This window comes from Chthonobacter rhizosphaerae (assembly GCF_013839525.1).
Taxonomy (GTDB): domain Bacteria; phylum Pseudomonadota; class Alphaproteobacteria; order Rhizobiales; family Pleomorphomonadaceae; genus Chthonobacter; species Chthonobacter rhizosphaerae.
On record NZ_JACDIS010000002.1, the window covers coordinates 211,488 to 231,498 of the forward strand.

21 protein-coding genes and 1 tRNA gene are annotated in these 20,011 nt (G+C 68.9%); 14 read left to right on the forward strand and 8 right to left on the reverse strand.

The features are described from left to right. The first annotated feature begins 129 nt into the window (after positions 1-129). Positions 130-1,383: a glycosyltransferase gene (locus HND91_RS04750; RefSeq protein WP_181705394.1), complete on the forward strand. Its 1,254-nt coding sequence runs from the start codon at positions 130-132 to the stop codon at positions 1,381-1,383. A 13-nt stretch (positions 1,384-1,396) separates the two neighbouring features. On the opposite strand, the gene HND91_RS04755 is transcribed toward HND91_RS04750, so the two are convergent. Continuing rightward, positions 1,397-2,125: a winged helix-turn-helix transcriptional regulator gene (locus HND91_RS04755; RefSeq protein ID WP_181705395.1), complete on the reverse strand. Its 729-nt coding sequence runs from the start codon at positions 2,123-2,125 to the stop codon at positions 1,397-1,399. Between the two features lie 149 nt (positions 2,126-2,274). Between HND91_RS04755 and HND91_RS04760 the strand changes: the two genes are divergently transcribed. From HND91_RS04760 to arsC, 4 genes are all read left to right on the forward strand, one after another. After that, complete coding sequence (locus HND91_RS04760) at positions 2,275-3,441, forward strand: acyl-CoA dehydrogenase family protein (protein WP_181705396.1); 1,167 nt, start codon at positions 2,275-2,277, stop codon at positions 3,439-3,441. 143 nt (positions 3,442-3,584) lie between these two features. Then, positions 3,585-3,926 carry an ArsR/SmtB family transcription factor gene (locus HND91_RS04765; protein WP_343057107.1) on the forward strand — a complete coding sequence of 114 codons (342 nt, stop codon included), beginning with the start codon at positions 3,585-3,587 and terminating at the stop codon, positions 3,924-3,926. Positions 3,927-3,937: 11 nt separating this feature from the next. Next, positions 3,938-4,642 carry an aquaporin gene (locus HND91_RS04770; RefSeq protein ID WP_181705397.1) on the forward strand — a complete coding sequence of 235 codons (705 nt, stop codon included), beginning with the start codon at positions 3,938-3,940 and terminating at the stop codon, positions 4,640-4,642. A 5-nt stretch (positions 4,643-4,647) separates the two neighbouring features. Further along, entirely contained in the window at positions 4,648-5,055 is a 408-nt protein-coding gene (gene arsC / locus HND91_RS04775; protein WP_181705398.1) for an arsenate reductase (glutaredoxin), read from the forward strand. Between the two features lie 115 nt (positions 5,056-5,170). Here arsC and arsH read toward each other — a convergent pair whose 3' ends face one another. The 3 genes from arsH to HND91_RS04790 all read right to left on the reverse strand — a co-directional run bounded on the left by arsH (position 5,171) and on the right by HND91_RS04790 (position 7,680). Next, complete coding sequence (gene arsH / locus HND91_RS04780) at positions 5,171-5,926, reverse strand: arsenical resistance protein ArsH (protein WP_181705399.1); 756 nt, start codon at positions 5,924-5,926, stop codon at positions 5,171-5,173. A gap of 5 nt (positions 5,927-5,931) precedes the next feature. Then, on the reverse strand, positions 5,932-7,161 hold the full coding sequence (locus HND91_RS04785) for an MFS transporter (protein ID WP_181705400.1): 1,230 nt from the start codon (positions 7,159-7,161) through the stop codon (positions 5,932-5,934). Positions 7,162-7,257: 96 nt separating this feature from the next. Then, the gene (locus HND91_RS04790; RefSeq protein ID WP_246329304.1) at positions 7,258-7,680 is read right to left on the reverse strand and encodes a PadR family transcriptional regulator; all 423 of its coding nucleotides are present in this window, start codon (positions 7,678-7,680) and stop codon (positions 7,258-7,260) included. A gap of 143 nt (positions 7,681-7,823) precedes the next feature. On the opposite strand from HND91_RS04790, the gene HND91_RS04795 reads away from it, so the two are divergent. The 3 genes from HND91_RS04795 to HND91_RS04805 all read left to right on the forward strand — a co-directional run bounded on the left by HND91_RS04795 (position 7,824) and on the right by HND91_RS04805 (position 9,968). Continuing rightward, positions 7,824-8,030 (forward strand): hypothetical protein, encoded by a 207-nt coding sequence (locus HND91_RS04795; protein WP_181705401.1) that lies wholly within the window; start codon positions 7,824-7,826, stop codon positions 8,028-8,030. A gap of 171 nt (positions 8,031-8,201) precedes the next feature. Beyond that, positions 8,202-9,494, forward strand: a complete 1,293-nt coding sequence (locus HND91_RS04800; protein ID WP_181705402.1) for an NAD(P)/FAD-dependent oxidoreductase — start codon at positions 8,202-8,204, stop codon at positions 9,492-9,494. Between the two features lie 99 nt (positions 9,495-9,593). After that, positions 9,594-9,968, forward strand: a complete 375-nt coding sequence (locus tag HND91_RS04805; RefSeq protein WP_181705403.1) for a PRC-barrel domain-containing protein — start codon at positions 9,594-9,596, stop codon at positions 9,966-9,968. A 90-nt stretch (positions 9,969-10,058) separates the two neighbouring features. On the opposite strand, the gene HND91_RS04810 is transcribed toward HND91_RS04805, so the two are convergent. Together HND91_RS04810 and HND91_RS04815 are read right to left on the reverse strand one after the other, a co-directional pair. Then, positions 10,059-10,262, reverse strand: a complete 204-nt coding sequence (locus HND91_RS04810; protein WP_181705703.1) for a hypothetical protein — start codon at positions 10,260-10,262, stop codon at positions 10,059-10,061. Between the two features lie 31 nt (positions 10,263-10,293). Continuing rightward, the gene (locus tag HND91_RS04815; RefSeq protein WP_181705404.1) at positions 10,294-10,833 is read right to left on the reverse strand and encodes a DUF4142 domain-containing protein; all 540 of its coding nucleotides are present in this window, start codon (positions 10,831-10,833) and stop codon (positions 10,294-10,296) included. A gap of 490 nt (positions 10,834-11,323) precedes the next feature. On the opposite strand from HND91_RS04815, the gene HND91_RS04820 reads away from it, so the two are divergent. The 4 genes from HND91_RS04820 (at position 11,324) to HND91_RS04840 (ending at position 16,103) form a co-directional block, all read left to right on the forward strand. Continuing rightward, positions 11,324-13,114 carry a putative bifunctional diguanylate cyclase/phosphodiesterase gene (locus HND91_RS04820; RefSeq protein ID WP_181705405.1) on the forward strand — a complete coding sequence of 597 codons (1,791 nt, stop codon included), beginning with the start codon at positions 11,324-11,326 and terminating at the stop codon, positions 13,112-13,114. Between the two features lie 386 nt (positions 13,115-13,500). Continuing rightward, the gene (locus HND91_RS04830) at positions 13,501-13,749 is read left to right on the forward strand and encodes a hypothetical protein (RefSeq protein ID WP_181705406.1); all 249 of its coding nucleotides are present in this window, start codon (positions 13,501-13,503) and stop codon (positions 13,747-13,749) included. A 272-nt stretch (positions 13,750-14,021) separates the two neighbouring features. Further along, a tRNA-Asp gene (locus tag HND91_RS04835) sits at positions 14,022-14,098 on the forward strand. Between the two features lie 946 nt (positions 14,099-15,044). Next, a complete protein-coding gene (locus HND91_RS04840; RefSeq protein ID WP_181705407.1) occupies positions 15,045-16,103 on the forward strand; it encodes a glycosyltransferase in 1,059 nt (352 codons plus the stop codon). A 12-nt stretch (positions 16,104-16,115) separates the two neighbouring features. Here the strand turns inward: HND91_RS04840 and HND91_RS04845 are convergent, their stop codons facing one another. Then, on the reverse strand, positions 16,116-17,510 hold the full coding sequence (locus HND91_RS04845) for a branched-chain amino acid ABC transporter permease (protein WP_343057145.1): 1,395 nt from the start codon (positions 17,508-17,510) through the stop codon (positions 16,116-16,118). Between the two features lie 19 nt (positions 17,511-17,529). Then, positions 17,530-18,570, reverse strand: coding sequence for a porphobilinogen synthase (gene hemB / locus HND91_RS04850; protein ID WP_181705409.1), 1,041 nt, complete (start codon positions 18,568-18,570; stop codon positions 17,530-17,532). A 191-nt stretch (positions 18,571-18,761) separates the two neighbouring features. Here hemB and HND91_RS04855 point away from each other — a divergent pair, with 191 nt between their 5' ends. Then, positions 18,762-19,178 (forward strand): DUF6163 family protein, encoded by a 417-nt coding sequence (locus tag HND91_RS04855; protein ID WP_181705410.1) that lies wholly within the window; start codon positions 18,762-18,764, stop codon positions 19,176-19,178. Between the two features lie 240 nt (positions 19,179-19,418). Further along, a complete protein-coding gene (gene ldtR, locus HND91_RS04860) occupies positions 19,419-19,931 on the forward strand; it encodes a transcriptional regulator LdtR (protein WP_181705674.1) in 513 nt (170 codons plus the stop codon). Positions 19,932-20,011 lie beyond the last annotated feature (80 nt).

Below are 20,011 nucleotides of genomic sequence, written 5' to 3' on the forward strand. Positions count from 1 at the left end.
ACCGTTCGGCGTAGTCCGGGACTCACCGGCGTTTCCTGCAGCCCAAGATGGCAGATTGCCGGAAACGGCCGGTGCGCGATGCTTGTCCGCTCATGATTGGACCAGCCTCATCCCAGGAAAGGCAGGGCTATGCGTCGTTCAGGGTCAGCGGATGCGCTTCTCGCAAACAGCAGCGGTGCAGTCGCCTATGTTCGACTGGCGGAGAGCACACCGGATCTATCCGCGCCGGTTGCCGTCGACCGGTCCTTCCGCATAGCGGTCGTGCACGACTGGTGTCCGGATTTCCGGGGCGGCGAACGAGTGCTGTCCCGCATCTGCAAGCAGTTTCCGAACGCCGACGTGTTCACGCTGTTCGATTTTCTCCCGGAGGAGATCAAGGAGCAGTATTTCCACGACGTGCACTTCACCACGTCGCCGCTGAACAGCATGCCGATGATCCAGCGGTACTACCGGCACCTGTTCTTCCTGTGTCCCTTCCTGATCGAGCAGTTCGACGTCACCGGCTACGACGCCGTCATCTCGTCGTCGGCGGCGTTCGCGCGCGGGGTCATCACCCGGCCGGACCAGCCGCACCTCTGCTACGTGCACAGCCCGGTCCGCTACGCGTGGGACGAACAGTTCTCCTACCTGGAGCAAGGGCATCTCGGGTTCGGACCCAAGGGCGCGATCTACCGCTATCTGTTGCACCGGCTGCGCGCCTGGGACACCCGGACCGCCCATGGTCCGGACCTGATGTTGGCCAACTCGACCTATGTGCGCTCGCGCATCCGGCACATCTACGGCCGGGACTCGGAGGTGCTTCACCCGCCGGTCGCCCTCGACGAGATGCAGTTCAGCGCAGAGAAGGACGACTACTACATTTCGGCGTCCTTCCTGGCGCCCTACAAGCGCACGGACCTGGTGATCCGCGCCTTCAAGGAGATGCCGAACCGGCGCCTCCTGGTGGTGGGCGACGGGCAGCAGTCGAAGGACCTGCGCATGCTGGCGGGACCGAACATCGAGTTCCTCGGCTATCTCGACCGCGCCGATTACGTCCGGACCGTCGCGGGCGCTCGCGCGATGGTGTTCGCCGGCTGCGAGGATTTCGGGATCGCCCTCGCCGAGGCGCAGGCCTGCGGCACTCCGGTGATCGCGTTCGGACGCGGCGGCGCGGCCGACATCGTCCGCGCGCCGGGAGGCCCGGATCTCCCCACAGGAGTCCTGTTCCCGCGCCAGACGGTGGAGGGGATCAAGGAGGCGGTGGAGGCTTTCGAGACCCGGATCGACAGGATCCGGCCGCAGGCCTGCCGCGACAACGCCCAGCGCTTTTCCGAGGACCGGTTCGACAGTTCGATCGCGGACGCGCTCGCCCGCGTGCAATCCGGCCAGATCGCCCGGGCGTGAGCCCGGGCGGCCGTCACGGGCGTCCGGGAACGGCGGAGCTCGGGTGAGGGGAGGCGGCGCGGCGCGGTTCGGCCGCGAAGGGGCTCGCGCCCAGCCAGCGCTCCATGGAGCGCACGAGGCGCGGGTCGCCGGAAAGCTCCAGCCGACCGGCGTCGGTTTCGCGGCGGATCGTGGCGAGGCCCATCCAGATGGCCGTCATGGTGCGCAGGCTGGTGCGCACCAGGAGATCCACCTCGTAGCCCGGATCGACGCCGCAGAGGTCGACCTCGCCGCCGTCCACCACGAGCCACCAGGCGCGCTCCTCGGGAGCACGGTCCGGATAGACGAACTGGATGGTGCAGCGGCGCGGCGGCAACGGCTCCGGCCTGAGATGGCGGCGCATGTCCCACATCAGCAGGGAGGGGTCGAGCTTCTGGAGCGACAGCTCCGACTCCACCCAGCGCTGGCCCCAGAAGCCCAGACCCATGATGACGGGGCGAAGATCCTCGCCCGCTTCGGACAGGTGGTACTCGACGACGCCGCGCGCGTTCGGCCGAGCCTCCACGATGCCGGCCCGCTCCAGGTCCTTCAGGCGCTTGGAGAGGAGGGCGGGCGACATCCGGGGCACGCCGCGACGCAGGTCGTTGAAGTGGGTGGTGCCGCAGAGAAGCTCGCGGACGACGAGCGTTGTCCAGCGGGTGCACAGGATTTCCGACGCCATCGCGACCGGGCAGAACTGGCCGTAGCCACCGGTGTCCTTCATGGCGATCACCTCCAGCATGCGGGGCGGCGGCCAGGGCCGCGCGCCCGAGCGGACCCGGCGCTCGCGGCGGTACAGTTCGTGAACTAGCGCACCCGCGCCGGCGAGCGGATCCTCCTATGACCCTATCAGGGGTCATGGGAGGTTACGTCATGAATACTGCTGAAACCGCCGCCATCGCGGACGTTTCCAGCCATAGGCCGGACGACGTGGTGGAGATCGCCCGGGCGCTCGCGCCCCGTTTCGCCGACCGGGCAGCCGCCGTGGACGAGGGTGACACCTTCGTGGCGGAGAACCTGGCGCTTCTGAAGGAGGCGGGCCTCCTGGAGGCCGGGGTGCCGGTGGAACTGGGCGGCCGCGGAGCGGACGTCGCGACGCTCTGCGACATGCTGCGGGTGCTGGCCGGCGCGTGCGGATCCACCGCCCTCGCGTTCGCGATGCACACCCACCAGGTCGCGATTCCGGCCTGGCGCTGGCGCCACCAGGGCGTGGCGGCCGTGGAACCTTTGCTCCGGCGCGTGGCGGCCGAGCGCCTGATGCTTCTGTCGAGCGGCGGCTCGGACTGGATCGGCGGCTCCGGCCGTGCGGTCAAGGTGGAGAACGGCTGGCGGATCGACGCCCGCAAGGTGTTCACCTCCGGGTCTCCGGCGGGCGACCTGCTGATGACCGGCGCGGTGGCAGAGGGCGAGGACGGCCGCGGAACCGTGATCCACTTCGCCGCGCCAATGAAATCGCCGGCGGTGCGGGTGGAGGACACCTGGAAGGCGCACGGCATGCGCGGCACCGGCTCCAACGACGTGGTCATCGACGGGCTGTTCGTGCCGGACACGGCGGTGTCGGTGACCCGCGAGGCGGGACGGTGGCATCCGCTGTTCCACGTCATCGCCACCGTGGCGCTGCCGCTGATCTACGCGGTCTACCTCGGCGTCGCCGAAAGCGCGCGCGACCTGGCGGTGGATCTCGCCCGGCGCAAGCCGGTCGGCGAGGACGCGCTTCAGCTCGCGGGCCGGATGGACACGACGCTCCGCGCGACGCGGCTCGCGCACCGGCACATGGTGGAGGTCGCCGGGCGCGGTGTCGCCTCGGCCGAGAGCGTCAACGAGGTGATGATCGGCCGCACGCTGGTCGGAGCGGACGCGATCCGGACCGTGGAGCTCGCCATGGAACTCGCCGGCGGCGCGGCCTTCTACCGGCGGAACGGGCTGGAGCGGCGAATGAGGGACGTGCAGGGCGCCCGCTTCCACCCGCTGCAGGCTGGGCCGCAGGCGCGCTTCGCCGGCGCGGTCGCGCTCGGCCAGCCCACCGCGGAGATCTTCTGACGCGCCCGTCCGGCCATGAACGTCGGCCGGAGGAATGGCTGCCCCCGATCGCCGGATCCGCGCGGCGATCGGGGGCGTCGGACCGGGGAAATGGACGACTGACGGAATTGACTATGACACTGCAAGGATGTTTGTAGTGTCTGATGTTGAACGATCTCCAGGCCGTTCCGGCCTTCGTCGCCCTCGGGCATCAGGTCCGCCTCGACGCTTTCCGGCTGCTGATCCGGACGGGTCCGGACGGAATGCCGTCCGGCGAGATCGCGGCCGAACTCGCGGTGCCGCCGACGGCCATGTCGTTCCATCTCGCCAACCTGGAGCGGGCGGGCCTCGTCGCGTCGCGTCGCGATGGGCGGACCATCCGCTACGCGGTGAACATCGACCGGGTGCGGGACCTGATCACCTTTCTCACCGCGGACTGCTGCGGTGGTCACCCCGAGATCTGCGCGGGGCTCGTCCCGCCCGGTCCGTCCGGCTGCGGTTGCTGAAGGAGCGCCCGATGTCCATTGCCCGTCCCGATCTGCCCCGCCGCCTCGCCGCCGAGGCGCTCGGCACCGCCGTGCTGGTCGCGACGGTGGTCGGCTCCGGCATCATGGCCGACAGGCTGACGGAGGACGTCGCCCTCGCGCTCCTCGGCAACACGATCCCGACCGGCGCGATCCTCGTGGTCCTGATCATGGTGCTGGGGCCGATCTCCGGGGCGCATTTCAATCCGGCCGTGACAGCGGTCTTCGTCGCCCGGCGCGAACTCGCGGCAGCGGACGGCCTCGCCTATGCGGCGGCGCAGGTTCTCGGCGGCCTCGCCGGGACACTCGTGGCGCACCTCATGTTCGAGCACGCGCCCTTCGCGCTGTCCCCGACGGTGCGGACGGGCGCGGCCCAGTGGCTGGCGGAGGCGGTCGCGACCTTCACGCTGGTCGCGGTGATCCTCGGCGGGCTCCGGTTCCGGCCTGAAGCGGTCCCGATGCTCGTCGGCCTCACGATCACGGCCGCCTACTGGTTCACGGCCTCGACGTCCTTCGCCAATCCCGCCGTGGCGATCGCCCGAAGCGTGACCGACACCTTCTCGGGGATCCGGCCCGTGGATCTGCCGGGCTTCATCGTCGCCGAACTCGTCGGCGCCTTCCTGGCTCTCGGCCTCATGGGATGGCTCCTGGCGCCTCGGAAACCCACGACCGTTCCGGTCGCCACCCCTGCGGAGTGAGAGACTTGCCCGTCACGATCTACCACAACCCCGCCTGCGGGACCTCGCGCAACACGCTGGCCATGATCCACGCGGCGGGGGAGGAGCCGGCCGTCATCGAATACCTGAAGACGCCGCCCTCGCGGGAGACGCTGGTGGACCTCATCGCCCGCATGGGCATCCGGCCGCGCGACCTCCTGCGCGAGAAGGGCACGCCCTACGCGGACCTCGGCCTCGGCGACCCGAAGTGGACCGACGACGAGCTGATCGACGCCATGATGGCGCATCCGATCCTGATCAACCGTCCGATCGTGGTGACGGAGAAGGGCGTCCGGCTCTGCCGCCCGTCGGAGATGGTTCTGGAGCTCCTGGACAACCCGCCGGAGACGTTCACGAAGGAGGACGGCGAAGTGGTCGCCGTCCCGAGATCCTGACCCAAAGCGCTTTCCGACCTGACGGACTCGTCAGGTCGGAAAGAAATCGCCCCGAGATCAACACGCTGGAGCAGTCTCTCGTCGACCAAGTGTTTCCACTCGGTCGGATAAGGCTCTAGCCGGTCGCGCCGGAGCGCCGCGCCACGTCGGCGCCCGCGCTCTCCGCCTTCAGGCCGGCCTCCCGCCGCTCGCTGTAGCGGCTGGTCAGGTAGTCCGAGCGGTCCCGGGTGAGATAGGTGAACTTGACGAGTTCCTCCATCACGTCGACCACGCGCTCGTAGAGCGGGCCGGGTTTCATCCGGCCGGCCTCGTCGAACTCCTGGAACGCCTTCGGGACCGACGACTGGTTCGGGATGGTCACCATCCGCATCCAGCGGCCGAGAAGCCGCATGGTGTTCACGGCGTTGAAGGACTGCGAGCCGCCGGAAACCTGGCAGACGGCGAGCGTCCGCCCCTGGGTGGGCCGGATCGCGCCGATCGAAAGCGGGATCCAGTCGATCTGCGCCTTCATGATGCCGGTGATGGCGCCGTGCCGCTCCGGGCTGACCCAGACCTGCCCCTCGGACCACTCGGAGAGGGAGCGCAACTCCTGCACCTTGGGGTGGTCGGCGGGGGCGCCGTCCGGGAGCGGCAGGCCCGTGGGGTCGTAGATCCGCGTCTCGCAACCGAAGCGCTCCAGGAGGCGCGCGCATTCATAGGCCAGGAAGCGGCTGAACGATCGGTCGCGGAGCGACCCATAGAGAAGGAGGATCCTCGGCTTGTGCGTGGATCCGCCGGGCGGGACGAGCGCCGCCAGGTCGACCGGCTCCAGGAAGCGCTCGTCGAGAGCGGGGAAGACCGCGTGGTCGGGAAGTTCGTTGCCGCGCATCATGTTTCTCAATCCGTGTGCCTGGCGACCGCCGCCGCCGTCCAGAAGCCTGCGACGAGGACGCAGGATCCGATGATGGACGCCGCCAGGACGGCGTCGTAGGAACCGCTCATCTGCCAGAGGACCGCCGCCGCGCCGGGGGCGAGCGCCTTGGCGATGGTGCCCGGGGCGGCCAGCGCGCCGTTGAGCGCCCCATAGGCCTCCCTGGTCAGCATTTCCGGGATGGCCATGCCGCGCACGATGGTCATGATGCCGTTCGCAAGACCGTAGAGGCCCGCGACGCCGACCGCCACGGCGAGCGTGGTCGGCGCCAGCCAGAGGACCAGGAGCGCGACCGGGAAGGCGAGAACCACCGTCGCGCCGATCACCCGCACGGGTGACCGCGGGGCCAGCCGCCAGATCAGGATCCGGCCGAGCACCTGCGCCGGCCCGATCACCATCATGGCGGCGACGACGTCCGAGGTCGCGAGGCCCCGTTCGACCAGCAGGGGATAAAGGTGGAAGGTGAAGGCCGAGAAGGTCGCCGCGTAGGCGGTGAAGGCTACGCACAGGAACCAGAAGGCCGGGATCTCCATGGCGAGGCGGAGCGGCCCCTTGCGCGACGGCAGAGCATCCGGCCGGCGGGGCGGCAAGGGCGCGTCTGCGGCCGGGTCGATGACGAGCGCATAGGCGGCCGCGCAGACGGCGAGGTTCACGCCCGCGAGCGCCATCAGGGCACCGCGCCAGCCGAGGTGGTCGAGCAGGAGCTGCGTCACCGGGACGAACACCGTGCTGGCGAACCCGCCCCAGAGCGTGAGAGAGGTGATGCCGGCCCGGGCGTTCAGGGGACCGACCCGTCGCGCCACCACCGCGAACGCGGGTTCGTAGAGCACGGCCGACTGGAGTGCCCCGAGCAGCGCGACGATGACGTAGAAGGCGACGAGATCCGTCACCTGGGACCAGGCGGCGAAGAGAGCCGCGGCGGCCACGGACGAGCCGGCCATCACGACGCGGCCGTGGCCGCGATCGATGGCGACGCCGACCGGATAGGCCGCGACCGCCGCCAGCAGCAGGCCGATGGTCGCCGCGCCGAACACCTCCGATTTCGACCAGCCGAGATCCCGCCCCATGGCTTCGCCGATCAACGGGTAGGCGTAGTAGAGCGTCCCCCAGGACGCGATCTGGCCGATGCCGAGCCCGGTGACGAAATGACGGCGGGCGAAGGCTCGCCCGGTTTGAACGGTCGCCGTGCCGCTCATGCGACCGCATCCGCCGCGCACGCCGATGCGCCGTTTTCCGTTCCGGACATGTGAAGCCTCGGTGATCGATGTCTGGTGTGGACGTCCGGCACGCGCTCAGCCGCAGCAGGCGCTCTCCGGCCTCGGGTCCGGCCGCGGGATGACCTTGTCGGCCGCCACGAGCGCGTCGGTGATCTCCATCCAGGCGTCCACCGCCACCCGGAGCGCGTCGCGACCCTTCTCCGTGAGCGTGTAGACCTTGCGCTCCCGGCCGGACACGACCTCCGCTTCATGGGTCACGAGGCCGGTCTCCTCGAAGTCGCGCAGTACCGGGTAGATGGTCCCCTCGGACGGGGAGCAGCAGCCGTTCGTCGTCTGCTCCACCGTGCGGGCTATGTCGTAGCCGTGCATCGGCCGGTCGCACAGCACCCTCAGGATGAAGAGCTTGGAAAGGCTCATCTTGATGGTGCCGTTCCAGTAGGCCCGGCTGGTGAGGTCGGGGGATGGCTTCGGGACAGGATGCATCGATGGTCTAGGCATGACGGGACCGTATCCATCGATGATCGAGGTGTCAACCGCTCCCGAATGCCGTTGTTGTCGTGTTCATTCTGGCCCTTGATCCACGTCAAGACGGCTGGTTCGGCGCGAGCGTAAGCTTCAGCCGTCCAAAAGGAGTTGCGAATATGCTGAAACTCGCGGCGCTCATCTGGATCATGCTCGGCGTCACGCTGGCGGGGTCTTTCGTCACGGTCATCGTCACGGTGCCGTCCCTCTATGCCCAAGGCATGACGCTCATCCCGGTGGTCGCCGGTATGGGGTTCGCGCTGGCGGTTCCCCTGGCGGTCGTGGTCGCGAAGAGGATCTACGGACCGACCTCTCCGGGGCGCTGAGGGGGGTGGCACGCCGGGTCTCAGTCCAAAGCCGTACGAGACACCATTCCTTTCTGTTTGTATATTCGTAAACGCGTATGTACCGTTGTAAAGAGGCCGCAGGCAGGATCGCCGCGCGGTTCGCAGATCGGCTCGGGAGTCCACGGGGCCGGCTTTCTGGGAGGATGGGCGATGGCACGGATAGCGGTTCTGGGCGCCGGCCTTGGCGGCGTCATCATGGCGTACGAGCTTCGGGACGTGCTGGGGAAGGGGCACGAGGTCGTGGTGGTCAACAAGGGCACGACCTATTCCTTCGTGCCGTCCAATCCCTGGGTGGCGGTCGGCTGGCGGGACAAGGAGGCGATCGAGGTGGATCTCGCGCCGGTGTTCGGCAAGCGCGATATCCGGCTGCACCCGCAGGGCGCGGCTCGCGTCCACCCGGAGGAGAACCGCATCGAACTGTCGGACGGCGCCTCGGTCTCCTACGACTTCCTCGTGATCGCGACCGGGCCGGATCTCGCCTTCGACGAGATCGAGGGCTTCGGGCCGGAGCACCACACCCAGTCCATCTGCCACGTGGACCATGCGCTGCAGGCCAAGGCGGCATTCGATCGGCTGGTGAAGAACCCGGGTCCGGTGATCATCGGCGCGGCGCAGGGCGCGTCCTGCTACGGTCCGGCCTACGAGTTCACGTTCGTGCTCGACAAGGCCCTGCGCGACGCCAAGGTGCGCGACCGCGTGCCGATGACCTTCGTGACGGCCGAGCCCTACATCGGCCATCTGGGCCTCGACGGGGTGGGGGACACCAAGACCCTGCTCGAAAGCGAGATGCGCCAGCACCACGTGAAGTGGATCACCAACGCCAAGGTCGACGCAGTGGAAGCCGGCCGGATGCTCGTCTCCGAGCTCGCAGAGGACGGCGCGCTGAAGGCCTCCCACGCGTTGCCGTTCTCCTACGCGATGATGCTGCCGGCGTTCCGGGGCGTCCCGGCGGTCCGGGGCATCGAGGGCCTGACCAACCCGCGCGGCTTCATCCTGGCCGACAGGCACCAGCGCAACCCGACGTTCAGGAACGTGTTCTCGGTCGGCGTCTGCGTCGCCATCCCGCCGGTCGGGAAGACGCCGGTCCCGGTCGGCGTGCCGAAGACCGGCTTCATGATCGAATCCATGGTCACGGCCACGGCCCACAACATCGCCCGGCTTGTGGACGGTCTGGAACCGGAGGCCGAGGCGACGTGGAACGCCGTTTGCTTGGCGGATTTCGGTGACGGCGGCGTCGCCTTCGTCGCCCAGCCTCAGATTCCGCCGCGCAACGTCAACTGGTCGTCGTCCGGCAAGTGGGTGCACGCGGCCAAGATCGGGTTCGAGAAGTATTTCCTGCGCAAGATCCGGATCGGGAAGTCCGAGCCCTTCTACGAGCGGCTCGCCCTTCAGGCGCTCGGCATCGACAAGCTGAAGGCGGTCAAGATCGACGAACAGGCCTGAGACACGCGATCCGGCTGCCGGCGCCGACCGGCCGCGCCGGGCGGAACGGGACGGCGGCGTGACGGGTTCGCCTCCATGGGACAACCATGGAGATGCAGCATGACCCGATCGAAGACGCTCCTCGCCGCCGTCGCCAGCGTCGCGCTCGTCACGGGCGCGTCGGCCCAGACCGGCGGTCTGACCGAGGTGAGCGAAGGCGACGCGTCCAAGTACACCTTCCCGGCCGGCTGGACCTATGACGAGCTGGAGGAGGCCGACGTGATCGGCGCCGACGACGACGAACTGGGCGAGGTGGAGGCCATCCTGGCCGACGGCTCCAACCAGGTCACGGCCGTGGTCGTCGACGTGGAGGACGACGACAAGGAAGTGGTGCTCCAGCTGTCGGACGTCCAGGCGTCGGGGGAGGGCGACGAGAAGGACATCAAGGTTTCCATGACCGCCGAGCAACTCGCCGGGCTTCCCGAGCACGAGTGACGCCGGCCCGGGCGCGGTCCTCGATCGCGCCCTCGCCCCTCGAGCGGATCGGCCCGGCGGGAGCACCGCCGGGCCGATCCTGTTTCGAGGTCAGACGCTCGGGCCCGGGTTGATCGCCGGAGGGTCGCTCGCCGGGAAGGACTCGTCGGACGCCTCGTCGACCTTGTCCCAGGCGGGGGGAGGGTCGCGCATGTTGTCGGCGCCGGCCGGGCGGGACCCGCCGACGCCCGGGATCGGCTCCACGCCCTCCGGTGTGGTCGGGCTGCTCCGCCCCGGTTCGTCGTGTTTCGTCATGATGGGCTCCAAGGCTCCTCGGCTCAGACCGTCACATCCGGCCCGCGACCGGGCGGCTGGAGGCCAGCATGTTCACGTGCTCGGCGTGCCGCTGGAGGGTCGGCAGCGTATCGGACGCGAAGGCCTGCAGGCGCGGGTTGTCGCCGTTCGCCGCATAGCCGGAGAAGAGCGTGATCGCCTCCTGGTGCGCCAGGCCCTGGGCCTCGATGTAGGCGCTGTCGAACGTGCCGACCGGCTCGTCCTCCAGGTCGTCGTACATGCGCTCGTGGGCGGCGTCGAGCATCGGCGACACCGGCGGCACGCCGGCGTTGCTGGCCACCCGCTGCAGGCGCGCCGACGCGGCCGTGTGGTCGCGGATCATCTGGCGGGCGAAGCGACGGACCTCGCGGTCGCGGGAGCGCTGCAGGGCGAGCCGGCTCGTCTCGATCTCGAAGGTGTTCGACACGGTCGCCATGCTGACGAACTCGTCGGCGCTGGTGACCGCGGCCGTCGGCATGCCGGCGCCTCCGGCGACGCATCCGCCGACGGAGAGAGTGATGGCGGCGACGGTGAAGAAGGTTCTGACGTTCATGGGAGTTCGGCCCTCATGGTCCGAGGATTGGGATGGCGCGGCGCGGGTCTCCAACCGGCCGCTCGGCCGGATGTTCCGCGCGGGTTGCATTCCGGACCGTCATTGTTCCGATGCCGCGCGAGCGTTCCGGGTCCCGGGGCGCGATCCGGCGCGCAGCGGCAGGCTGGCGCGGAACCATCGCGCCGCCGCGGCGCTTCGAGGGCGGGGGCCGAGGAGACGACCATGGCCAATCAACCGGCCGGAGGCCCAGGTAGTCTTGGCGAAGAGCGGCGTCATCCCTGTCCCCATGCTGGCCGGCCCGCGACCGGAGAGGGGACATACAAACCTTGACCGTTCCGATCAAGTTTTCTGCGCGATGCGCTGTGGAGCACACGCTTCGTTAGCCATCAGGCGATGTCACGCGGATCACCGGATCCGGAATTGTTCCCATCCACTATGCGGTAATTATCATGGACGATACTGGCCCGGTCGATTGGGTGAGGCGCGGGCCATGTATGGCAAAGGCATAAACAGTATCCGAATCCGGTTCGCGATCCTGATCGCGGGCTTCTCGGCGCTGGCCGCGGCGACCGTCCTGCTGATCGGTTCCGCCATCGACATGGAGAGCAGCTCGCTTCTGACGCGCTCCGCGCTCGTCCTCATGACGGCGCTGGTGCCCGCATGGGCCACCTACATGATCGCGGGACGGCTCACCGGATCCATCGAGGCGCTCCGCCGCAGCACCGAGGCGCTCGCCGCCGGCGGCGAGGACATCCCGGTGGACGTCAACTGCGCCTGCGAGGTGGGCGGGCTCGCCGACGCGTTCCGCAAGATGGTGGATCGGTTCAATTCCAACATCCTCCGCATGAACGTGCTCGCCTATTCGGACGCCGTCACCCAATTGCCGAACCGGGCCGCTCTCAACCACATCCTGCGTCACACCCTCGGCGAGCCGGACAAGCGGCCTGGGGGTCGCCCGTTCGAGGGCTCGCTCTTCTTCATCGACCTTGACGGCTTCAAGCGCGTGAACGACACGCTCGGCCACGAGGCCGGCGACGAACTCCTGCGTCGGTGCTCGGACCGCATGCTGCGGGTCGCCTTCGGCAAGACCGTGGAGACGCTCGCCACCTGCATGACGCCGACCGGCGCCATCTGCAACGAGCCCGTCGCGGACGTGAGCTTCCACCGGTTCGCCGGCGACGAGTTCGTGGCCCTGGTTCCGGGCGTCACGGATCTCGACGAGGTCGGGCGGATCGCCGGGCTGCTCCAGGACGCGATCGCGCAGCCCTTCTGCATCCAGGGCACGCAGGTCCGGATCGGCGTCAGCATCGGTGTGGTGCGGACGCCGGCGGACACGCGCGACCCGATGGAACTCGTCAGCTTCGCGGATCTCGCCATGTACGCCGCCAAGCGCGACGAGACCCGCAGCCACGTGGTGTTCGACGCGGACCTGCGCGACGAGGCCCGCGCCCGCCTGGAGGTGGAGGCCGAGCTGCGGTCCGCCTTGGAGACGGACCGTCTCTACCTCGAATACCAGCCGAAGGTGTCCGTGGCGGACTACAGCCTCGTCGGCGTGGAGGCGCTGGTGCGCCTGCGCCGCCGGGACGGCGGCGTCATATCGCCGGCCGTCTTCGTGCCGATCGCGGAGAGCTGTGGCCTGATCGAGCGGATCGGCGACATCGTGCTCCAGAAGGCCGTCGCGCAGGCGGCCGCATGGATGGCGAGCGGACGGCGCATCCCCGTCTCGGTCAACGCGTCACCCATACAGTTCTGCCGCCCGGGCTTTCCCGAACGGGTGATCGAGGCGATCACCGCGGCGGGCCTGCCGCCGTCGCTTCTCAGCGTGGAGATCACCGAGAGCACGGCCATGCAGGACCTCGTGGCCACGCGCGATCGGCTCCAGGCGCTCAGCGCCGCGGGCGTCCGCCTCGCCATGGACGATTTCGGCAGCGGCTTCTCCAATCTGGCGCAACTTGTCCGCCTGCCGTTCGACGAGCTCAAGATCGACCGGTCCCTCATTTCGCTGATCGGCAGCGACGATCGCAGCGAGGCGCTCCTCGCCTCGGTGTTCGCCATGGCGAATGCCCTCGGCCAGACCTGCGTGGCGGAAGGGGTGGAGACCACCCGCCAGTTCGCCTTCGTGGAGCACCACGGCTGCGCCGTCGTCCAGGGCTATCTGTTCGCCCGGCCCATGTCGGCGCGGGCCGTCGCCGCCTGGCAGGACAGCCGGGCCAGCCTTCGCGACGCCAGCCGGCGCCGCGCCCTGAAGAGCGCCACATCCGACACCGCCGCGACCGCGTGACGCCGCGCTGCGGGAGGCATGGCACGGCGGCGCTGGTCACCGCCCGCCATGGCTGCGGGCGATGATCCCGCCGCCGTCGACGCGGCGGGGCGGGGGAGGGCTCCGCCGCGGCCTACGGCCTCACCGCGCCCGACGATCGGCAACTCGCCGGTCTCGTCATGTGGATCCCCGCCGGCCTCGTCTACGCGGCGGCGGCGCTTGCGCTCGCCGGCCTGTGGATCCTGCGATCCAGCCGGCCGGGAAGGGGGCACTCGCCCGGCCCGGCGGCCCGCTGACCGGTCTCGCGCGGAACAACCGTCGCTCCGGATGCTTCCTCCCTGCGGCGGGCCTCGCCCGCGCCCCTCGTCCCCCGCATGCCTGAACCTTGACCACGGAGGCAACAGCTCATGGTTTCAGATCCGAGACCCCCGGCCCACGGTCCGTCGCGCGGCGGCGTGATGCGCACCACCATCATCGTGGCGGTGCTCGCCATCCTGGGCACGGCCGCCCTGGCGTTCTGGTCCAGCACCGACAGCACCGACGACGCGACGGTCCAGACGGCCGTCCCGGAGGATCCCACCGTCCAGCCGAACCGGGAGGCGCCGACCGCCTCGACCGAAACGCCGCCGACCGGCGAGCCGGTGGTGCCGCGCTGACGGCGATTCACCTCCGGCCGGCTTGGAATCGCTTTGGAAACGTTCAGGAATCGCCTCTTCGATTCTGAGCCGGCTGGGTGCGCGGCGCCCGCAAGGACGGATGCGCCGCGAAAGGCTTCGCGCCTAAACCGCTGTTTTCCGGGCTCGGCGGGCGGCTCGCGGACCGATCGAAAAAGGCCGCTTGACTTCCCCCCGAGCATCCCCTACTTCAGCGCCACCGACGACGAACACGGCGCCGCGCTGAACGGGCCGGGTTCGAAGGAAGCCCAAGCGGGGGTGTAGCTCAGTCGGTTAGAGTGTCGGCCTGTCACGCCGAAGGTCGCGGGTTCGAGCCCCGTCACTCCCGCCACTTCCTCTCGTAGGATTGCAAGAAGCCCGGCCATCGCGCCGGGCTTTCTGCATTTGAGGGCCCCGGGCCGTCGGGTGAGTCCGCCGCCTCGTCCGCCGTCCAACTCTGCTCCCTGGCCGGCGCCCTTGTTGGCCGGCGCCCTTGTTGACCGGCGCCCTTGTCGGCAGCCGAGCCGGAAAAGCAAGGGCCGCTCCGGCGTCTCCTCCCGCCGGAACGGCCCTTCGGTGTCAGACGACCATACTCACCATCAACGCGGCTGCCGCCGCCAGGCCCGCTGAGCCGATCACGAAGGTCACGGCTGCGACTGTCATGGACGGGTCGCGTGGGTATCCGTTCATGGGTCCGTCCTGATATGGCTCGCGAATCGACGCTCCACCCTCCTCCGCAGAGCCGCTTCGTCGTGCGCGGGTCGTTCGGGCGACCCGTGCGGCGAGTGCTCAGGTTAGGGCGGGAATGTGGCAGAAATCTTATCAAAATCTTACTTGACTGATTCATCCCAGCAACAGTGCCGAGTCGCGTCCGCTGGAGCGCCGGGGTAGGTCCGCCCCGGTGCGCCCGGTGCATGCAGGGAGGAAAAAAGGCGCGATACGGCGGTTTCCCGTAGTGAGTCCCACCGAGACATGTGTGTGGAACCTACCACAGCGCGGACCGAATCCCGGCTGTCCGCGGTCCGACGCTTTTGATTTCCTGAATAGATGAATACCTTAATATCAGTTTCGTGTTGTCCCGCGCCGACGGGATAAGCTTCATTGTAGGACGGGTTCGGGCTCGCGTTTGGCGGGCCCGGTCCGGGCCCGGGGCCATGCGGCGCTGGGCGGAGGCCTCGGAACGGCTCTCCGCCAGGCTGCCGGGTGTCGACGTCCGGTAGGGCGGGATCGGCCTCGGGGCGAAACGTTTTTCTTAAGTCTTGTCTGTTGTTCGCTGTATTCGTTCGGGGAAGTTGAGCATGAAAGTCGCGTTCGACGCCGAGAAGTTCACGGAACGGGGCACGACCGTGGCGAACTTCGACTATGCGGCCGGATGCGCGCGGATGGGCATCGAACCGGTCATCCTCTACGAGCGGGACGGGGAGCACATCGACGCCGCGCGCAGGCGGTTCGAGGGCCTGTTCGACCTGATCCCCTACGCGAGCCGGGCCGAGCTCGCCCGCATCGTCCGCGAGAACCGCTGCGATGTCTATTACAAGCTGAAGTTCGACTACAACGACCTGCACGTGGTCGAAGGCGTGCCGAACATGGTGCACTGCGCCTTCGACTTCGACCACCCGCACGGGGACGTGTACGCCTACGTGTCCGAGTGGCTCAGCGACCACGTCTCCAACGGCCGCCGCCCGTTCGTGCCGCACATCGTGGAACTGCCCGAGCCGCAGCGCGACCACCGCGCCGAGTGGGGGATCCCGGAGGACGCGCTCGTGGTCGGCCGTTACGGCGGCTACCGCCAGTTCGACGTCGACTTCGCCCACCAGTCCGTCGCCCGGGCCCTGGAGGGCCGGCCGGACATCTGGTTCGTGTTCGTCAACACCGAGCCCTTCATCCGCCACGAGCGCGTCCTCTTCAAGGGCGCCGTCGTGGATCCGCAGGCCAAGTCCGACTACATCGCCACATGCGACGTGATGCTCCACGCCCGCAGCATCGGCGAGACGTTCGGCCTGTCCATCGCCGAGTTCGCCTACCATAACCGCCCGTTCCTGTGCTGGATCGGCGGGCGCGACCGCAACCACCTGCGCATGCAGTCGGACAAGAGCTTCATCTACCGCGACGGCGCCGACCTCACGCGGAAGCTCCTGAAGCTGCGCCGCGAGGACTGCCGCCGCCAGGGTGGCCCGCTGCGCTCCTTTCGGTCGGAGGCGGTGATGCCGCAGTTCCGCGACGTCTTCCTCTCCGGCAGCAAGCCCTGGTCCACGGAACCGTCCGGCCGGGTGCTCCAGCTTCGCCGCAAGGTGAAGAACTACTACCACGACCATGTGGACACGGTCGGCCTGATCCAGCGCATCGCCGTCATCTGACGGAGCGGACGCTCACCGGTCGGCGGACCGCCACCGGGCGTCGCCGCTGTCGGCGGCCGGGCGCGAGACGCCGAGCAGTCCGTCCGGCCGGAACACCAGGAGGAGGACGAGGCCGGTCATCACCGCGACCTCCCGATGCGCCATCGGCAACAGCGAGGCCCAGGCGGTCTCGGCGAATCCGAGCAGCACGCCGCCGAGGATGGCGCCCCGCACCGAACCGAGGCCGCCCAGCACAGCCGCCATCAGCGCCTTCAAGCTCAGCGTCAGCCACGCGGCCGCGCTCGCGTGGCCGTAGTGGAGCGTGTCCGCGGCGCCGGCGATCCCGGCGAGGAGGCCGGACAGCGCGAAGGCGAGGGCGGCTGTCCGCTCCCGGTCGATGCCGACGAGCGAAGCCATCAGCGGGTCGTCCGCCATAGCCCGCCAGTCGCGGCCGAAGCGCGAGCGGGCCATCGCCCTCGCGAGCCCGGTCAGCACCGCCGCCGCCAGTACGGTCTGCAGCACCTGGAGTGTCGTCACCGTCACGCGGTAGTCGCCGCCCGCCACCAGGATGGGCGTGGCGAGCACCGGCTGGATCCACCGCTCGCCCGACCCGGCGACCAGACGCAGCCCTTCGCTCAGCACCAGCGCAAGCCCGATGGTGGCGATCAGGAACGCCGTCCCGCCCGCCCGGGCGAGGGGCCGGAACACGGCCGAACCGGTCAGGGTCCCGATCAGGGCGCCTTGCGCCCCGGCCACCGTCACGGCGGCGGCGAGCGCCATGGTGGCGACCACCGGGTCGCCCATGGTCCAGGCGCGGTCGTAGCTCGTCACCACGCCCGCAGCCGCGAACCCGCCGGCGACCGCGAAGCACCCGAAGGCGAGGTTGATCCGACCGAGCAGGCCGTAGACGAGCGCGTAGGCGGCGGCGAGAAAGCCGTAGACCGCCGCGACCGGAAGGGCGTTCAACACCTGCTGCAGCGCATAGCCCGTGGTGACGGACACCGGCGCGGGCAGGATCGGCGTCTCCACCGAGGTCAGGTCCAGGCGACGCTCGCCCTCGGCGAGGGCGTCCGGATCGCCTAGCCAGAAGCGGTTCAGCATCAGCAGGCGGGCGCCCGTCAGGCGGCCCTCGGCGCTCTCCACGGCGACGAGCGTCAGGCGGTCCCGATCCAGGAAGCCGCCGCCGAAGGCGCAGCGCACGAACCCCGGCCGCCGCTCGCCGCCGTCGGCCTCGACCGTGTACGCGACGCGCACGACCGTCGCCCGCTCCGGGTCCGGCGCCACCGCGTCGACGCGGATGCGCCCGGTCTCCTCGAGCGCGGGCACAACGGCCGTGCAGAGCCGCGCCTGCCCGTCGTCCAGGCGATCGCAGCCGGCGGCCAGGAGGAGCGCGGCCGAAAGAGCGAGGAGGGGACCGGACCGCCGCACCGTCGTCAACGCATGCGGGTCAGCCCCTGGTCTTCATCTGGCGCGCGATGAAGGGCGCGAAATAGGTCAGCACCCCGTCCGCGCCGGCGCGCTTGAAGGCCATGAGGCTTTCCCACATGGCGCGGTCGCCGTCGATCCAGCCGTTCTGCGCCGCCGCCTTGATCATCGCGTACTCGCCGGACACCTGATACGCGAAGGTCGGCACCGAGAAGGCGTCCTTCAGGCGGCGGATGATGTCGAGATAGGGCATGCCCGGCTTGACCATGATGCTGTCGGCGCCCTCGGCGATGTCGAGTTCGGCCTCGTGAAGGGCCTCGTCGCTGTTGCCGGGGTCCATCTGGTAGGTGCGCTTGTCGCCGCGCAGCGTCTTGTTGGTGCCGACCGCGTCCCGGAACGGGCCGTAGAAGGCGGACGCGTACTTGGCCGTGTAGGCCATGATCTGCACATGGTGGAAGCCCGCGCCGTCCAGCGCCTGCCGGATCGCGCCGACGCGACCGTCCATCATGTCCGACGGGGCGATCACGTCCGATCCGGACGCCGCCTGCACCAGCGCGGCGCGGCAGAGCTGGTCCACCGTCTCGTCGTTGAGGATCTCGTCGCCCCGCAGAAAGCCGTCGTGGCCATGGCTGGTGAACGGATCGAGCGCCACGTCGGTGACGATCCCAACCTCCGGCGCCGCGGCCTTCATGGCGCGGGTCGCCCGGCAGACGAGGTTCTGCTCGTTCAGCGCTTCGCTGCCGGTCTCGTCGCGAAGGTCCGGATCGGTGTAGGGAAAGAGCGCGATCGCCGGGATGCCGAGCTCCGCGGCCTCCTCCGCCTGGCGCGCGGCGATGTCGATGGAGATCCGCTGCACGCCGGGCATGGACGGCACGTCCACGCGCACGTTCTCGCCCTCGACCACGAACATCGGCCAGATCAGGTCGTCGACGCTCACCGTCGTCTCCCGCACCAGGCGGCGCGACCAGTCGGTCCGCCGCAGCCGGCGCAGCCGGCGTCCGTTCAGGATCTCGTCGACGCTGGAGGTGCGGAGCTTGCCGTCGTCTCCACGATGGAACGTCATTGCTCGTGTCCTTTCACCAGCTCGTCTTCTGTCGGTGCGATGATGTGCCTTGGCGAGCTTCGGGAGACACCCTTAACACGGCCGGCGGATGTTTCTCCACCGGGCGGGTTGGAAGCGCTCGCCGTCGGGGGCATAAGGGCGGAGAGACGGGCGCATCGCCCGCGTCGCCCGTGCCTTGAGGGAGTCCGCCCATGGACATCAGGACCGAAGACGCCGCCCCGGCAGCCTCCGCCATCGACGCGCGGCTTCTGCTCGTCGTCTACGTCCGGGCGCTATCCTTCATCTTCATCCTGTCCGGCCTGCAGCGTTGGGGCACCATTCTCGGGCCGCTCTCCCCGTCCGGCGACTTCCTGTCGCTTGCGCCGGAGGTGATGGTGGCGACGATCTTCTTCTCGGTGGCCGATCTGGTGGCCGCCGTCGGCCTCTGGCTTCTCGCCTCCTGGGGCACGGTGGTCTGGTTGATCGCGGCGCTCACCGAAGTCGTGCTGCACACCGTCTTCAAGGACATCTTCGGCCTCGACATCACGCTCATAGCCTTTCACGTGGCGACCGTGATCGTCTATGCAGGACTTACTGCACTTTACGAACGCCTGAAACCAGATGTTTAGACCCGACGCGATAGCACTCGAATACGGATTTCGTGCGGTTGCGCGCTGCTTTACCTAATCCGTTGACGTCTTGTTTTCCTTTCCGAAGCCATAGACCCCCCGTCCCGGGGATTGTGTGGCTTTTAATGGAATTTTCATCCTGCGATTTAAGCCGATTTTCAAAGCTGTGCGGTAGTTTTGTTTTCAATGTGGGCCCAGATCCACGGCAGGAAGCAAACACGACAGCGAGGCATGATGAATATGGCCAACGCCAAGCGCGCTTACGATGTCTACCCGCCGACCGAGGAGGAGCAGGACCTTCAGCCGCTGTACCTTGAGGCGCTTCGGCTTGTGGAGCGTTTGCATCGCCGGTTGCTCGACGTGATCAAGGACGAGTTCGACCGCGCCGGGCGGACGGACGTCAACGCCGTGCAGGCGCTGCTCCTGTTCAACATCGGCGACAGCGAACTGACCGCCGGCGAGCTCCGGACCCGTGGCTACTACCTCGGGTCCAACGTCTCCTACAATCTGAAGAAGCTCGTGGAGATGGGCTACATCCACCACCAGCGGTCCCGCATGGACCGCCGCTCGGTTCGGGTCCGCCTGACCGAGAAGGGGCAGGAAGTGGCCGACATCGTCTCCAAGCTCTACGGTCGTCACATCAACTCGATCGAGACGGTCGGCGGCATCAATCGCGACGACTTCAAGCTCCTGAACAAGTCGCTGCAGCGGCTGGAGCGGTTCTGGACCGACCAGATCCTCTATCGGCTCTAAGCCGCGACACCCCACGATCCCCGCCGGGCACGACCTCCCAGCCCGGCTTCCTGGAAGCCCCGCGCGATCCGTCGCGCGGG

What these genes read in the sequence shown, in the direction of transcription:
- ldtR (WP_181705674.1), top strand. Translation starts at nt 19,419, where the DNA reads ATGGCCAACGCCAAGCGCGCTTACGATGTCTACCCGCCGACCGAGGAG.
- arsH (WP_181705399.1), bottom strand. Translation starts at nt 5,926, where the DNA reads ATGATGCGCGGCAACGAACTTCCCGACCACGCGGTCTTCCCCGCTCTC.
- HND91_RS04760 (WP_181705396.1), top strand. Translation starts at nt 2,275, where the DNA reads ATGAATACTGCTGAAACCGCCGCCATCGCGGACGTTTCCAGCCATAGG.
- HND91_RS04840 (WP_181705407.1), top strand. Translation starts at nt 15,045, where the DNA reads ATGAAAGTCGCGTTCGACGCCGAGAAGTTCACGGAACGGGGCACGACC.
- HND91_RS04815 (WP_181705404.1), bottom strand. Translation starts at nt 10,833, where the DNA reads ATGAACGTCAGAACCTTCTTCACCGTCGCCGCCATCACTCTCTCCGTC.
- HND91_RS04830 (WP_181705406.1), top strand. Translation starts at nt 13,501, where the DNA reads ATGGTTTCAGATCCGAGACCCCCGGCCCACGGTCCGTCGCGCGGCGGC.
- HND91_RS04770 (WP_181705397.1), top strand. Translation starts at nt 3,938, where the DNA reads ATGTCCATTGCCCGTCCCGATCTGCCCCGCCGCCTCGCCGCCGAGGCG.
- hemB (WP_181705409.1), bottom strand. Translation starts at nt 18,570, where the DNA reads ATGACGTTCCATCGTGGAGACGACGGCAAGCTCCGCACCTCCAGCGTC.
- HND91_RS04790 (WP_246329304.1), bottom strand. Translation starts at nt 7,680, where the DNA reads ATGCCTAGACCATCGATGCATCCTGTCCCGAAGCCATCCCCCGACCTC.
- HND91_RS04855 (WP_181705410.1), top strand. Translation starts at nt 18,762, where the DNA reads ATGGACATCAGGACCGAAGACGCCGCCCCGGCAGCCTCCGCCATCGAC.
- HND91_RS04820 (WP_181705405.1), top strand. Translation starts at nt 11,324, where the DNA reads ATGTATGGCAAAGGCATAAACAGTATCCGAATCCGGTTCGCGATCCTG.
- HND91_RS04755 (WP_181705395.1), bottom strand. Translation starts at nt 2,125, where the DNA reads ATGAAGGACACCGGTGGCTACGGCCAGTTCTGCCCGGTCGCGATGGCG.
- HND91_RS04810 (WP_181705703.1), bottom strand. Translation starts at nt 10,262, where the DNA reads ATGACGAAACACGACGAACCGGGGCGGAGCAGCCCGACCACACCGGAG.
- HND91_RS04785 (WP_181705400.1), bottom strand. Translation starts at nt 7,161, where the DNA reads ATGAGCGGCACGGCGACCGTTCAAACCGGGCGAGCCTTCGCCCGCCGT.
- HND91_RS04765 (WP_343057107.1), top strand. Translation starts at nt 3,585, where the DNA reads ATGTTGAACGATCTCCAGGCCGTTCCGGCCTTCGTCGCCCTCGGGCAT.
- HND91_RS04750 (WP_181705394.1), top strand. Translation starts at nt 130, where the DNA reads ATGCGTCGTTCAGGGTCAGCGGATGCGCTTCTCGCAAACAGCAGCGGT.
- HND91_RS04800 (WP_181705402.1), top strand. Translation starts at nt 8,202, where the DNA reads ATGGCACGGATAGCGGTTCTGGGCGCCGGCCTTGGCGGCGTCATCATG.
- HND91_RS04805 (WP_181705403.1), top strand. Translation starts at nt 9,594, where the DNA reads ATGACCCGATCGAAGACGCTCCTCGCCGCCGTCGCCAGCGTCGCGCTC.
- HND91_RS04795 (WP_181705401.1), top strand. Translation starts at nt 7,824, where the DNA reads ATGCTGAAACTCGCGGCGCTCATCTGGATCATGCTCGGCGTCACGCTG.